This is a genomic window from Candidatus Phytoplasma solani (assembly GCF_041729705.1).
GTDB lineage: Bacteria > Bacillota_I > Bacilli_A > Acholeplasmatales > Acholeplasmataceae > Phytoplasma > Phytoplasma solani.
Genome location: NZ_CP103788.1, coordinates 197,845 through 213,141 on the forward strand (window position 1 = coordinate 197,845; position 15,297 = coordinate 213,141).

Consider the following 15,297-nt stretch of genomic DNA (forward strand, 5'->3'; position numbering starts at 1 on the left):
TATTTTTTGGTTATTAACTAGTTTGTATCGGTACTAATTTTTCCTAATTTGTTGAGCGGTCATGCTGTAATTATATTCCGAAATTAAAGTATTTCCTAAGGTGACAGTCCTAACTTTTGAGTCCTTAAATGAGTTTTTTTGTTTGACGTCATCAAGTGCTTTTTGTAAATAAGGTTTGATATTGGTGATAATCATTATTTTGTTTAGTTTGACTCCAAATTAACCTAGTATTGATGTAGTTAATAGTAAGTTATTGTTTAGTTTTTTCGGGATGATAATGGCATTTTGGATTTTTTTGTCTTAATTTTGCGTAAATTAACTTGTTGCCGTATATCGAATGCATTTATTTTTGTTTTCATCTGGGTTTATTAGTTTGAATGGCTGAAACGATTAATATTTTCTCTAATCATTTTGCTTCAAACTGAAATTTTTTGGTCGCAACTACTTATGCCCCCATTGGAATATTACAAGCAATATTTCAACTTAACAAATTTAAAATATTTTCTAAATTGTCGATTTTTTTAATATCTATTCTAATTTTAAATAATTGATAGACATAAATAACTCTTTTGGGTATTTTAAAAATAAATATCATCATTTCAAATTTCAAAATAACTATCAACTTTCAATCATATTATAACATTTATTTGATGTGTTTGCCAAAAAGAGAAAACACCATCCTTGCGGATGGCTTTTCATTATTTGACTTCTTTGATTCTTTTGATAGTGATCACAAACATGATGATTATCAACGATAATACTGTCACAACAAAAAATATTAAACCTGTATATGATTGCACGCTAAAAGTGATTCTGATAGTACCACTAAAATCAGAAGATGAAATATCTGCTTCGTTTTTATTTTCGATTAATTCTATTTTGAGGTGTTGTTGTTGTTCGGGCGTCAATGATGAGATAATTTTTTTAGTTAACAATGCTTTTCGGACTGCATCAACACTTCTTTCAGGCAACTTCCCTAAATCCCTTTGGGTTGAAATCAAGATAGATTCTAATTTAAGTTGAACGCTAAATGAAACTTCTACTGCATAAGCAAAATCTGGATGCGTTACTGTTGCTTTGTTTTTGCTAGCATCAGTATCTAAAGTAATTGTAAATCTATTTTGGTCTACATTTTGTAAATTAGTATTTTTACTTAACATTGCAGCTTTAACTGCAGCTTGAGTTCTTGCATTTATTTGACCTAACTCTTTTACTGTTAATGTTGCGTTTAATGCTGGTTTTTCTACTGTTACATTAGTAAATACAACACTACCTTGTACTTTAGTAGAATTTGGAGCCGAAGCAAGGGTTGCTTTTCTTTCGTTAGCGTTAAATGTAATTGTTACATCAGTACCTACATTCAATGAACCATCTGTTTGTAATAACTTATTTACAGTCGCTTGGGTTGGATTTGTAGATTCTGCTTGTGTAACAGTAATTGTTTCAGTTGTAGGTTTTGTGAAAGTGCTTAAATCTTGTTTTTCTACTGTTACATTAGTAAATACAACACTACCTTGTACTTTAGTAGAATCTGGAGCCGAAGCAAGGGTTGCTTTTCTTTCGTTAGCATTAAATGTAAATGTTACATCAGTACCTACAGTCAATGAACCAGCTGTTTGTAAGAATTTATTTAAAGTGTCTTGAGTTGGAGTTGTAGATTCTGCTTGTGTAATAGTAATTGCTTTATTTTTATTATCGTGTGTGAAAGTGCTTAAATCTTGTTTTTCTACTGTTACTGTTACATTAGTAAATACAACATTATCACCTTGTGCTCTAGTAGAATTTGCAACAACAGCAAGGGTTGCTTTTCTTTCGTTAGCGTTAAATGTAATTGTTACATCAGTACCTACAGTCAATGAACCAGCTGTTTGTAAGAACTTATTTACAGTCCCTTGGGTTGGATTTGTAGATTCTGCTTGTGTAACAGTAATTGCTTGATCTGTTGGAGTTTTTGTGAAAGTGCTTAAATCTTGGGTGACTGATATTTGGTTAAAAACAACTTCTGAGCCTGTTATTGTACAACAACTGCTTGCCACTGCTATTTTTAATTCAGAAGTGCTGCTGTTAAAACTAATATTAACCATCTCTGAAGATAAATTTTGGCCAGGGTTTAAAACTTTATTTAAAACTGATTGATGATTAGGGTTTCTGCTTTCTTCACTAGTTAAAATAATCGCTGTATTTGTTGATTTTAACAAACTATTTAATTGTGCTATGGTTGGGGTGGTGTTATTATATGTTACTGTTCCTTCCAAATTAGAAGCAGTTGTACTGGCTGCAGCTACCAAATGTTTAGTTGAAGCGAAAGTCAAAACGACATTGTTTAATGACAATGTTGTTTGATTAGGTTTTAGAATTTTATCTAAGACTGATTGTTGATGAACGTTTAGAACTTCTTCAGCTGTTAAAGTAATTTTGGTTGAATTATGTTTTAAAAAATTTTGAATATGAGTTTTTTTATTGTTTAAGATAGTTGAATCATCTGATGATCGAACTTCTGAAGTTGATGAGTTTGGATTATTTTCTGTCTGTTTCCCTGTGACATTATTTGAAAAAATTGAGAAATTAATTATTATAAAACTAAAAACTAAGAAAGCGATTAATTTCTTACACATAAAAGATTTTACAACCTTTTTGATTTTTTTACATATCATAATTTGTTAATTTTTTAACCTTTCTTTAATAAAAAAGTCTTTCTTAGGTGGAAAAAATGATCAAAATAACTCTTAGACTTAATAATATACAACTTTAATGCTTGATGAAAAAGAAACTAATTTACAAAAACAACCTCCTTTCTTAATGAAATCGATGATGAAAAATATGTACATTATTTTTTATTGAAAAATTTCATTTAATAAAAATTATTATTAAAGTCGAATCATTAATTTTACATAGCGACTTTCTATAGTAACTATTTTATCTAGATATCACTATTAATTTTATTATACCACCAAAAAACAAAAAAATATCATTAGTTATGTCTTTTTATGCGTTATGCGTTAAGTTTATATATAAACGCCCTAATAAGATAACTTATATAATTTATTAAGTTTTGAAGATCAATATTTAATAATAATGCTAAAACAGGTGATAATTACTAGGGTTGTGCCAATTAGTCATTATCATGTTTTTCTATTATTAATGGGGATTTTATTAGTTAGTTGATTTGTAAGTGTTTGGTTTCGGGTAGTTAAGTTTTTGTTTTTTTGTTGTGTTTGTTATATCGTCTAAATTGGATGTTGTTTGTACATATTATGTTTGATTCTGTTTTGTTTTGTATTGTTGTATATGACTGTCAACACATTTCACTTATTTCGTAATGTTTTATTTTGCTCAGTTAATGTTTTTAATTAACCTCCGATGTTTGTGTTTTTTTGTATTTGTTGTTGTTAATTGTTCTTTTATTTTTTCCACTTTTCTATCGGTTTTATTTAATTTTTTGCCTTTTTTTAAGTTTATTTTTTAATTTCTATTGTTTTTCTTACCGCTGTTGCTAAATAATTTGATTCGCTGCATTTAATTGATTTTGTTGTATTGAAGTTTTTTAGTTTTTGTGACCAAATTAAAATAAGATAAGGGAGCAGCCTAATACTTCTAGACATTTAATTATAATCATAAAGTTTATTATCAAGTTTAAAAAACGTTGAAAAAACAACTACTTTTTTAAAAGTTAAACGTGCTAAATGCTTCGTATTTATAATTTTGTAAATATATTTTTTCTAAGTATGTGTTAAAAATTAATATAAAAATTAATATAAAATATAAAAAGAAAGATGAAAGAAAGCAAAAATATTGTTCAAATAACACTTTGTGTTTCAAACAAGCAATTAATGACTTTAGTTTATTATGAGTTATTGCATACTAAAAATCATTATATACTCAAAAGAACAAGTTTTGTGCTTGGGAAATCTTTTTACCTTTGTTTTTATCTAGTGATTTTATTAAAATGTTATTTGCTTATTCTTTTGGTTAGCTTTTTTGTTATAATTCCTATATAAGAAAATTTGTTTTGACTTGTATCTTTTATCCAAAAAAAAGTCATCTATTTAACCAAAACAGCTCAATTTTTAATATCAATTAAAGGAAATCAAAAAATGAATCATAAAACTAATAATCAATTTATCAAAGTGCGTGGGGCGCGCGAAAATAACTTAAAAAATATCAACATCGATATCCCCAAATATAAATTAGTTGTTATCACTGGTTTGTCTGGTTCTGGGAAATCTTCTTTAGCTTTTGACACCTTATATCAGGAAGGAAAAAGAAGATATGTTGAATCATTAAGTGCATATGCTAGACAATTTTTAGGCAATTTTGAAAAACCTGATGTTGATAGTATTGAAGGTCTAAGTCCTTCTATCAGTATTGATCAAAAAACAACTTCCCATAATCCTCGTTCAACTGTTGGCACTATTACAGAAATTTATGATTATTTAAGACTGGTTTATGCAAACGTCAGCGTCCCTTTTCATCCTACCAAAAATATTGCTTTAGAAAAACAAACCATTGAACAAATGATTCAAATCATTAACCAATCTTTTTTATCTAAGTTGATTTTAGTTTTAGCTCCTGTGATTGAAAGACAAAAAGGGACTCACCAAAAAACCTTGCAAAAACTTGCCAGTGATGGTTTTGGGCGGGTGATAGTTGATGATATGATTTATTTAATCGATGATATTCCTGTTTTAGAACAAAATAAAAATCATAGCATTTATGTCGTCGTTGATCGTTTAGAAGTTAATGAAGTCAACCAAACAAGACTTTTTGAAGCTTTAGAACAAGCTTTACAATTAACTCAAAGCAAAGTTTTTATCATGCATTATGATGCCCATTCTACCAACAAAAAACCTCGTTTTTTGAAATTAAATCGTAATTATCATTTAGAAGGAGCTGATTTTGATGTTCCAGTGCGAGAAAATAGGCTTTTTTCTTTCAACACGCCTGTAGGAGCTTGCCCTAGTTGCAAAGGGATTGGCATTAAAGCTCAAATCGATGAAAATATGGTAGTCGATTTTGATAAATCTCTTAATGAGGGAGCTATTTTGATTTATAAAAATAATGGCGAATATAATAACTTTTCCCAACAGCAACAAGAGTTAAAAAATGTTTGCAGTTATTATCAAATTGATGAAAATACTCCTTTAAAACAACTAGAACCACAAAAATTAAAGCTTATACTTTACGGTACATCAGAAAAACCTTCAATAAGTGGTAAGTTGTCCCAAAAAAAACTTTTTTATAAACATCATTTTTTTGAAGGTATCTTAACTACCCTTAAAAGACGTTATGAAGAGACTAATAGCGAATGGTTCAAAAAATTACTTTTTAATTATATGATCGAACAAACTTGTCATTCTTGCCAAGGGCAAAGGCTAAATAAAGGAGCTTTACTGTTTAAAATTAATGGCAAAAATATTTATGAATTAACTAGTTTATCTATTGATGAGATGTTGCAATTCATTCAAGGATTGACTTTCAAAACAGAAGAACAAAAAATTATTCATCTAGCTTTACAAGAAATTATTTATCGTCTGACTTTTTTACAAGAAATTGGTTTAGGTTATTTAACTTTAGCTAGAGGAGGTTCGACTTTGTCAGGCGGAGAGGCTCAAAGGATTCGTTTAGCGACCCAAATTGGGTCTAAATTATCAGGGGTTTTATATGTTTTAGATGAGCCTTCTATTGGTTTGCATCAAAAAGATAATGATTTGTTAATTAATTCTTTGAAAAAAATGCGAGATTTAGGTAATTCTTTAATTGTTGTCGAACATGATCATGATACTATGTTAGCGGCTGATTATTTAATCGATATTGGACCAAAAGCAGGACTTTTAGGAGGTAATTTGATAGCAGCAGGCACTCCACAAGAAGTCATGCAAAACCCGAATAGTTTAACTGGTAAGTATTTATCGAAAGCCATTCAAATTAGTGTTCCTGCCAAAAGAAGAAGTGGTAATAAAAAAAGCATTTTAGTTAAAAAGGCTGCAAAAAACAATTTAAAAAACATTAATGTTGTTTTTCCAATGGAAACATTAACTGTAGTAACAGGGGTTTCAGGATCTGGCAAATCAACTTTAGTCAATGATGTTTTGTTGCGTAGTTTGCAAGATAAATGCAACCTTAAAAACAAAAAAAATAGTCAAAAAGATTGTTGTCCTTTTGTTTTTGATTTTAATTGTGTGAAAAAAGTAGTAGAAATTTCACAATCATCGATTGGAAAAACTCCTAGAAGCAACCCTTTAACCTATACAGGTATTTTTGACCAAATAAGAGATTTATATGCTCAAACTCAAGAAGCTAAAATCAGAGGTTATCAAAAGGGACGCTTTTCTTTCAATGTGAAAGGTGGTCGATGTGAGGCTTGTACTGGCGATGGAGTTAAAAAAATTTCAATGCATTTTTTGCCAGATGTTTATGTCGTTTGCCAAAGTTGCCAAGGCACAAGGTATCAAAAAGAAACCTTAAGTATTAAGTACAAAAATAAAAACATTGCCGAAGTGCTTGCTTTAAGTGTCGATGAAGGGGTCATTTTTTTTCAAAATCATCCTAAAATTAAATTTCAATTAGAAATCTTGCAAAATGTGGGTTTAGGTTATATTAAATTAGGTCAATCCTCATCCACTTTATCAGGCGGAGAAGCCCAAAGGGTTAAATTAGCGAGTGAATTGAATAAAAAAGTTATTCCTGGGGCTTTATATGTCTTAGATGAACCAACTACTGGCTTGCATTCAGAAGATGTTAAACAATTAATTGCTGTTTTGCATCAAATGGTAGATCAAAAAGCTACTATTATTATCATTGAACATAATTTAGATGTGATTAAAAATGCTGATTATATTATTGATTTAGGACCTGAGGGAGGAGCTAAAGGAGGTTTTATTGTGGCACAAGGAACTCCTGAGGAAGTTAGTAAAAATAAAAATAGTTATACAGGACAATATTTAAAAAAGATCTTGGCAGAATAAAACTAGCAGAAGTCATTTTTGTTAGTTTTGTTATGTATTTTGTCAAAAGTCTTGAGGAAAATAATTTTAGTATTTCAATAACTTTTTGTGTTTTGTAATGTGTTAAAAATCAGATTTTTAATAAAAAAGATGTAGTTTTTAATGTTATAATATTAATTGAAAGAAAGATAATTTAATTTTGATATTTCAAAGTTTTTACTGCATTTTCTGCCAATTAAAAAGTTTTGGGCACTAAACTAAAAACAAAGAATTACTACAAAAATTTAGAAAAAGGTATTGAAAAATGGAAATAAAAAAAGTTAATGAAGATAAGATACAATATTGTTTTGAGGTTTTACCTGTCGAATTAGAAAAAAACCTGACTGTTGCTTATGAAAAACTTCAGCCTAAAGTTGAGTTGAAAGGTTTTAGAAAAGGACATGTTCCGAGAAAGATTTTTGAAGCTCGTTTTGGTAAAAATGAACTATATGCTAATGCTTTAAAGGCGATCGTTGAGCAAAAATATGAAGAAACAATAAATAAAAAAGATTTTGAAAGCATCGGTATCCCTCAAGTAGTCAATTTAGAAGAAAAAAAATTCAAAGACAAACAAGCTTTTACTTTTGCCTTGGAATTTATTGTTAAACCGACTGTAACTTTGGGTTCTTATTTAGGACTTAAAGTTAAAAAAGCAGATTTAGAAATTAAAGAAGAAGAAATAACGGCTAAAATTGATGCTTTGTTGGATAGCAAAGCTACTTTAGAACCAAAAACAACCGATTTATTAGAACTTGGCGATACTGCTATTTTTGATTTTGAAGGAACGATCGATGGAAAACCTTTCGCAGGGGGTAATGCTAAAAATTTTAGTTTAGAAATCGGCTCTGGTCAGTTTATCCCTGGTTTTGAAGAACAGATGAAAGGGATGAAAAAAGGAGAAACTAAAGATTTAGAAGTTATTTTTCCAAGCGAATATCATCAAAAAGATTTAGCCAACCAAAAAACTAATTTTAAAGTAACTCTACATGAAATTAAAAGTAAACAAAAACCTGAGTTAACTCTTGATTTTATTGCTTCTTTGCAAATGAGTGCAGTCCACACTTTACAAGATTTGCAAAATAAAATCAAAGAAGAGTTATTGGAACAAAAAACTAAAATCCACGATCAAAATGTTTCCAAACAAGTAACCGAACAAATCATTGCAACAACTAAACTTCAAATTCCGCAAGACATTATTAATCAAGAAAAAAAACGTCTACAAAATGAGTTCGAATTGCAATTAAAAAACCAAAACTTAACTTTAGAACAATATCAACAATATTTAGGTATTACAAAAGAAAAAATGGAAGCCGAGTGGCTAGAACAAGCCAAAAAAGAATTAGAATATCAATTGATCATGGAAAAAATTGCCGAAGAACAAAAGATTACTATTTCACCAGAACAAATCGAAGAGGCTTACCAAAATTTAAGTCAAATACATAACAGACCTGTTGCACATATCAAACATCATTTAAATCAACAATCTTTAACAAACTCTTTATTGATGGATGAAGCATTTAAGTTAGTTGTTAAAAGTGTTATTTTTGTTGACTAATCAAACAAAATAAATATAAAAATATAGAAAAGGGGAGATAAAATGCAAACTAAAATTAAAAAAGCTAAATTTGATCTTTATTTAGAATCGCAACCAGAAGAACAAAAACTCAATCAACTACCAGCTTTAGCGATTAGTGAAATAGTGCCTATGCCTAGTGTTGATTTTCGGATTGAAATCTCAGAAAAACAATACATTCAAGCCTTAAAAGAATCAACTGCTCATGCCAAATCTTTTATTGTTGTTTTAATCCATATGCGAAACAAACAAGGAAAAGTAAGAATTACTGATCTTCATCGTTATGGTGTTGTAGCCCAAATTATTACTAAGATTAAACTCCCAAATGGCAATTTTAAAGTAAGATTACGAATTTTACAAAGAGTTAAAATTCAAAAATTTTTGCAAAAAGAACCTTTTTTAAAAGTAATTTGTACCAATATTCCCACTGTGTTAGGTAATGTTGGCGAAGAAAGAGCTTTAATTAAACTTATTATCGACACCATTATGAAAAATCCTTTTCCGTTGCTCAACCAAAATACTGGCAATTTTTTAGACATGATTCAAACCGAACATGATACTGAAAAAATCACCGATATTATTATTTTTAATTTACGAATCGATGATTTGGAAAAATATAAATACTTAAAAGAACCTGACTTGAACAAAAGACTTTTTAATATTTTAAGAGATATTGATATTTTGACGATTGGTATTAATCTAGAACACAAAATTAATGAAAAAGTAAAAAAAAGTATTGATGAAAACCAAAAAGAGTTTTATTTAAGAGAAAAAATGAAAGCTATTCAAAACGAATTGGGTGATAAAGTTAAAAAGGAAGAAGAAATTGCTGATTTAAGAAAAAAAATCCAAACTATCCCTCTTCCTGCTGATATCAAGACGAAAGCTTTGCAAGAGTTGTCGCGTTATCAATCCTCTTCATCTTTGATGGCAGAATCTTTTGTGATCAAAAATTATCTTGATTTTTTACTAGAATTACCTTGGGGTAAAACCAGCCCAGATATCAATGATTTAAGTAAAATCGAACAATCTCTAAACGAAAACCATTATGGGTTAATTAAAGTTAAAGAGCGTATTTTAGAATATGCAGCAGTTAAGATCATGACTAAGAAAAATCCGCAAAATATCTTGTGTTTGGTAGGACCGCCGGGAGTGGGGAAAACCTCTTTAGCTGCTTCGATCGCTAAAGCTTTGGGACGTAAATTTGTCAGACAGTCTTTGGGTGGGATGAAAGAAGAATCAGAAATTAGAGGACACCGTAAAACTTATATCGGAGCTATGCCAGGTCGTATTTTGGCAGGCATCAAAGAAGCGCAAACAATAAACCCAGTTTTTTTATTGGATGAAATCGATAAATTGATTGCCAATTATAATTTTGACCCTGCTTCGGCTTTGTTAGAAGTTTTAGATCCTAATCAAAATAAAACTTTTATGGATCATTTTTTATCAGAACCATTTGATTTATCACAAGTTCTTTTTGTTACTACTGCTAATTATTTAGACAATGTGCCAGAACCTTTAAGAGACCGAATGGAAATTATCGAAATTAACTCTTATACTGAAAAAGATAAGGTCGAAATTGCTTCGAGATATCTTTTACCAAAACAATTAATCAACCACGGCATTACAGCCAAAAACTTAATGATTCAAGAAGAAACCTTTCTTTATTTAATTCGTCATTACACCAAAGAAGCTGGAGTCAGAGAATTAGATCGTATCTTAGCTGAGTTAGCTCGCAAAACTATCAAAGAAATTTTAATTGATGAAAAAGAGCAAATCACAATCACCCCTCACAATGTAGCTCATTATCTTGGCAAAGAAAAATTTTTACATCTTTTAGCAGATGAAAAAGAACAAATCGGTACAACTAATGGGTTAGCTTACACTTATTTTGGTGGCGATTTGCTTAAAGTTGAAGTGACTTATTATAAAGGCAAAGGACAATTATTTTTAACCGGAAAATTAGGCGATGTCTTGAAGGAAAGCGCTTATACGGCTTTAAGTTTCATCAAAGCTAATGCTCAAAAGTTAGGTATTGATTCTAATATTTTTGCCGAAAATGATTTTCACATTCACCTTCCAGAAGGCGGAGTTCCAAAAGATGGCCCCTCTGCTGGCATTACTATTGCAACTTCCCTTTTTTCTGCCATTACTCAAAAATACATCAAAAAAGGTTTAGGTATGACCGGCGAAATCTCTTTAAGAGGTGATGTTTTGCCGATTGGTGGCTTAAAAGAAAAAGCGATTGCAGCTAATCGTAGTGGACTTGATACTATCTTCATTCCGCAACAAAACTTAAGAGACGTTGATGATATTCCTGAAGAAGTAAGAACTCAATTAAAGATTATCCCTGTTTCAGATATTTGTGAAATTTTTTCACAAGTATTTTCTACCACCTTTTAAGGTGGTTTTTTTGTTACCATTTTGTATTTACCATTAAACCTTTTATTGTTTAGATAAAGAAAAGAATCAAATCTTTAATTAAAGTTTTTGATCCATCTGTTTTATTTCTTAGATATTTCCCAGTAGCAAGTAAAAATACTTATGATAAAATATTAGTGATTATTTTTATTAACCGTCAACAACAAAGGAACTATCATGTATTTTGATTCTGATGCTTTATTTTTTATCGCTTTATTTTTTTTATTTTATCTTATAGGTTCTATTCCGGTTGGTTTAATAATTGGTAAATGGGTGCAAAAAAAAGACTTACGTATTGTTGGATCTGGGAATATTGGAGCTACCAATGCTTCTAGGATTTTAGGCAAAAAATGGGGTCTTTTAGTTTTTTTATGCGATTTTTTAAAAGGTTTTATTCCCGCCGTTGTTTGCTTAAAAAATGAAAAAATTAAAAATATTTGTAGTCTACTTATTAATAAAGATATTTTTATATCGCTTTTATGTATCGCAGCTATTTTAGGGCATATGTTTTCCGTTTTCAACGGCTTTAAAGGCGGGAAAGCCATTGCCTCTTCGGTTGGAGTTATTACTGCTATTAATCCTTACATCGGTCTTTTGGGGATTGTCTTTTTTCTGATTATTTTAAGGTTATCTGGTTATGCTTCTTTAGCTTCGATTATTGCTACTTTATTAGTTAACCTATTGCTTTGGTTGTTGTTGTTAAAGGGCAACAAAGACGATAACATTTCCATTCTTCCCCTTTATCTTTGTATCGGATTAATCACTTTTTTAGTCATCGCTAAACACTATCCAAACATTATTCGCCTTTGGCAAGGTACGGAAAATAAATTTCATTTTCAAAATAAAAAGAAGTAATAAATAAAGCTAAAAGGACGACGAAATGCAAGACCTACAAACAAAAGTGTGGTGCTGGTGTGTCAAAACATTACTACATGAAAACAAATTTGTGATCTAGATATGTGTTTATTAAATTATTTACATTTGAACACGAAAAAAATTAATTACAACAAAAAAAGTTTTTTTAAAAAAGAAAAGCAAAATAAAAGAAAAAAACAAATATAAGAATTAGATATTTTATAATAATTTAATTTATTTTTAGTATCTATTATATATATTAATAATAAAATCAAAAATTCATTTTTATTTCTATGATAAAAACTAATTTTTTTATTTATTTAAGATATTGATAAAGAAATTAAATCAACTAATTACTGATCTGATAAAAAAAATTCAATTTATAAATGGATTTGATAAAGATAACCATTACAACCCCGATAGAACTATTAAAGAAATATTAATATTGCAACCATAATGAAAAAAAAGACTATCCTAAAAGATAGTCTTTTTTTGTTTTGATAAGATATTTCAAAGACCTAAAAACTAATAATTTTAAAAAATAAAAAATATCATAAAAAAACAAGTAAAAACCTCATTAAATGGAATTTTTCCAAGCGTTAAACTTGTTTTTTTTTTTTTTGAGGTATAATTATAATTAATGGTAGTTTTATTTTTATTAATTGCTATCACTAGAATATAGGAAATGGGGTTTTATTTATTGATTACTAAAGTATTATAAAAAATGATAAATGATAAAAAACGCAAAAATATTATTAGTTTCACGTTGAGATTAATTTGTAGTGAAAATCAAGATGAAATAACAACTATGATTAAAAGTGATATAAAAATTAAAATATAATTTGGTATCAAAAAAAACAAAATTATTATGAAAGAAGGTCTTTATTATGTCTTTTTTATCTACAGAATACGAAAAAATTTTTTTCCAAATTAAAAAAAAAGAAGATGATGACAACAAACTAAGATTATTAAATAATTTAATTACTAAAATCAAGGTAATTGACAAAAATATATTGTCTGCAGAAGAAAAAGTTAAAATGGAAGTTTTACTTAATAATATAGAAATAGAAATAAAGAATGTAGAACATATTATAAAAGAATTTTTTGAAATTTCTGCAATAAATCAAAACAAAGGAAATCTTTATAGTAATAACAATCCTGTAAATCAACCATATAACAATCAACAATATCCAAATAACAATCCTATAAATCCACCACAAAATCCATATCCACCACAATATCCAAACAACAATCCTGTAAATCCACCATATAACAATCAACAATATCCAAATAATAATCATATTTATCATCATAATTTTTATCACCAGCAACGAAATGAAAAAATATTAAGTACATTAGGCCAAGTAGGTTGTATATTAGCTATTATATCTTATGTTTTGCTTTCAATTCTTATTATTCCTTTAGTATTTACTATTCCAGGTATTATAATGTGTAATAATATTCGGAATGGAAAAGCAGAATCTAAAACATTAGCAGGAATTTGGGCACTAATCTTTGCTGGCATAATTCCGGGGGTTTTGATTTTATGCTCGGAATATTAATAATAAAATCAAAAATTAATTTTTATTTCTATTATAAAAACTAGTTTTTTTATTTATTCAAGTACCGATAAAGAAATTAAATCAACTAATTACTGATCTAACAAAACAAAAATTCAATTTATAAATGGATTTGATCAAGTCACTGGCAAACTAAGCATCAAAACGACGGAACTATTAAAGAAACATTAACATATTAATCATAATAAAAAAAAGATTATCTTTTGGGATAGTCTTTTTTTATTTTTATAAGATATTTCAAAGACCTAAAAACTAATAATTTCAAAAAATAAAAAAATATCATAAAAAACAAGCAAAAACATTATTAAATGGAGTTTTTCCAAGCGTTAAACTTGTTTTTTTTTTTTTTGATGTATAATTATAATTAATGGTAGTTTTATAGTTTTATTTTATTCATTCTACCACTGGAATATTAAAAAGGGGGGATTTTATTGATTATGATGATCGATAAAAAAATGTTATAAAAAATGATGAATGATAAAAAACGCAAAAATATTATTATTGGCGTTTCAATTATATTTTTAATTTTTATTGTTTTTATTCACTATAATAAAATCAACAACACTACTAATAACACTACCGAAAAAACAGTTAAAAAAAATGATTATCAATCCAACGGAAAAATTATTCCGTATATAAATAAATACAGTGAAGCCAATAATGAAAAAGTTAAAAAAAATGATTACCAAGATAACGAAGAAACAATTAAAACTAAAACCGAATATGATCAAGACACTGACAAACTATTTAAAAAAACTTATTATCGTTCCAACAAAAAAAACGATTGATTATATAGAAGAATTGGATAAAACCACCGGCAAAAAAATTAAATACATTAAATACAAATACGATGGGGAAACTATTGATTATATAAATGAATACGATAAAGACGATGGCCAACTAATGAAAACAACTTACTACAATTATGACGAAAAAACTATTGATCGTGAAATTGAAATTGTTAAAGACACTGGTAATACCAAAACAACTAAATACAAAAATAACGGAACAATTATTAATTATATAAGTGAAGTTGATAAAAACACTGGCCAAACAGTTAAATACATTAAATACAAATACAACAAACACAATGAAAACATCATTGATTATATTGAAGAATATGATAAAGACACTGGTAAAAAAGTTAAATACATTGAATACAGATATAATAAATACAATAAAAACATTATTGATTATATTGAGGAATTTGATAAAGACACCGAAAAACTAGTTAAAAAAACTGATTACAAATACTGCTACGCAGAAACTACTATTGATTATACAGTTGAAATTCAATATGATCAAACCACTGGCAAAATAATTAAACAAACTCATTACCGAGATGATCGAACAATTCGATATATAAGTAAACACGATAAAAAAACCGGCAAACTAGTTGAACGAACTAATTATAAATCCGACGGAAAAACAATTTATTTTATAGAGAAATACGATCAAGAAACTGAAAAAAAAGTTAAAGAAACTACATACCGTTCCAACGGAAAAACTATTGATTATATTGAGGAATTTGATAAAGACACTGGCGAACCAGTTAAAACAACTTATTTCTTTCCCGACGAAAAAAAATTTGGTTTATAAATTATTACAAACCCGACGGAACTATTGATTATACAATTTATTACAAACTCGACGGAACTATTGATTATATAGAATAGCATTAAAATATTAACATTACAATCATAATAAAAAAAAGACTATCGTTTTAATGAAGCACACTCGGCAGATTCGATAGTTTTTTTATATGACACTTCAAATTAACAAAAAGTTATTTCAAAGTTCTAAAAACTAATAATTTTGAAAATAAAAAAATATATTAAAAAAAAGTAAAAACCTTATTAAATGAAGTTTTTCCAAGCGTTAAACT

The 15,297-nt window shown here is 28.2% G+C and carries 9 protein-coding genes; 7 read left to right on the forward strand and 2 right to left on the reverse strand.

What is annotated here, in order from left to right:
* Window positions 1-33 precede the first annotated feature (33 nt).
* Together psc1_RS00960 and psc1_RS00965 are read right to left on the reverse strand one after the other, a co-directional pair.
* Window positions 34-195, reverse strand: a complete 162-nt coding sequence (locus psc1_RS00960; protein ID WP_161954754.1) for a hypothetical protein — start codon at window positions 193-195, stop codon at window positions 34-36.
* 503 nt (window positions 196-698) lie between these two features.
* Window positions 699-2,615, reverse strand: a complete 1,917-nt coding sequence (locus psc1_RS00965) for a hypothetical protein (RefSeq protein ID WP_373375698.1) — start codon at window positions 2,613-2,615, stop codon at window positions 699-701.
* A 1,479-nt stretch (window positions 2,616-4,094) separates the two neighbouring features.
* Here psc1_RS00965 and uvrA point away from each other — a divergent pair.
* From uvrA to psc1_RS01000, 7 genes are all read left to right on the forward strand, one after another.
* Window positions 4,095-6,965, forward strand: a complete 2,871-nt coding sequence (gene uvrA, locus psc1_RS00970) for an excinuclease ABC subunit UvrA (protein WP_023161492.1) — start codon at window positions 4,095-4,097, stop codon at window positions 6,963-6,965.
* 283 nt (window positions 6,966-7,248) lie between these two features.
* A complete protein-coding gene (tig, locus tag psc1_RS00975) occupies window positions 7,249-8,538 on the forward strand; it encodes a trigger factor (RefSeq protein WP_122225379.1) in 1,290 nt (429 codons plus the stop codon).
* A gap of 42 nt (window positions 8,539-8,580) precedes the next feature.
* Window positions 8,581-10,959, forward strand: coding sequence for an endopeptidase La (gene lon, locus psc1_RS00980; protein WP_023161569.1), 2,379 nt, complete (start codon window positions 8,581-8,583; stop codon window positions 10,957-10,959).
* Between the two features lie 195 nt (window positions 10,960-11,154).
* The gene (gene plsY / locus psc1_RS00985; protein WP_122225381.1) at window positions 11,155-11,832 is read left to right on the forward strand and encodes a glycerol-3-phosphate 1-O-acyltransferase PlsY; all 678 of its coding nucleotides are present in this window, start codon (window positions 11,155-11,157) and stop codon (window positions 11,830-11,832) included.
* An 887-nt stretch (window positions 11,833-12,719) separates the two neighbouring features.
* Window positions 12,720-13,394 carry a hypothetical protein gene (locus psc1_RS00990; protein ID WP_122225382.1) on the forward strand — a complete coding sequence of 225 codons (675 nt, stop codon included), beginning with the start codon at window positions 12,720-12,722 and terminating at the stop codon, window positions 13,392-13,394.
* Window positions 13,395-13,882: 488 nt separating this feature from the next.
* The gene (locus psc1_RS00995) at window positions 13,883-14,200 is read left to right on the forward strand and encodes a hypothetical protein (protein WP_373375699.1); all 318 of its coding nucleotides are present in this window, start codon (window positions 13,883-13,885) and stop codon (window positions 14,198-14,200) included.
* Window positions 14,136-15,011, forward strand: a complete 876-nt coding sequence (locus psc1_RS01000; RefSeq protein ID WP_373375700.1) for a DUF2963 domain-containing protein — start codon at window positions 14,136-14,138, stop codon at window positions 15,009-15,011. The genes psc1_RS00995 and psc1_RS01000 overlap by 65 nt, the downstream gene beginning before the upstream one ends.
* Window positions 15,012-15,297 lie beyond the last annotated feature (286 nt).